The organism is Rhizobium sp. BR 315, assembly GCF_050577975.1.
Lineage (GTDB): Bacteria > Pseudomonadota > Alphaproteobacteria > Rhizobiales > Rhizobiaceae > Rhizobium > Rhizobium miluonense.
Map to the genome: position 1 here is coordinate 1 of NZ_JARWKZ010000169.1, position 586 is coordinate 586.

A 586-nucleotide genomic window follows, 5' to 3' on the forward strand; every position below is an offset into this window, starting at 1 on the left:
CGAAGGCATATAAAAAGTTGAGATTGGAAGCTTTACAAACAAATCCAGCAGCATTTGCATCTAGTTATGAAGAGGAAAAAGACTTCACACTTGAGAATTTTGAAAACAGGTTAACGAATTCATCTGCCTATACTTTTGGAGCATTTGAAGAAGGAGAACTTAATGGTGTTGTTACACTGCAATTAGAGCAAAAGGTTAAATTAAAACATCGAACAAATTTAGTTGCCATGTATGTCACAACTGAAAAACGGGGCAAAGGAATAGCGAAAAAATTAATACAAGAAGCTATAAAAAGAGCGGAAAAGTTAGAAGACATTGAACAAATTTACTTATCAGTTAGTGCAAATAACACGCCTGCTAAAAGTCTCTATAACTCTTTAGGGTTTACTACCTATGGAATAGACCGAAGAGCGCTAAAAATAGACAATACATATCTTGATGAAGAGCTGATGGTTTTATTTTTATAATGTTTGATGCTGGCAACTGAAACCTTTTCTTAGTCTCTCCCGTATTAATGGATAATTACATGAAATAGTTGGAGGGAATAAAGTTGACGGAAAAAGGGTGTCTAAAATGTGGCAGCAAG

General features: G+C 34.6%; 1 protein-coding gene. It reads left to right on the forward strand.

Annotated features, from left to right (window positions below):
- A partial coding sequence (locus QD409_RS35575) for a GNAT family N-acetyltransferase (protein ID WP_430765058.1) occupies positions 1-467 on the forward strand: 467 nt, incomplete at its 5' end.
- Between the last annotated feature and the right edge of the window lie 119 nt (positions 468-586).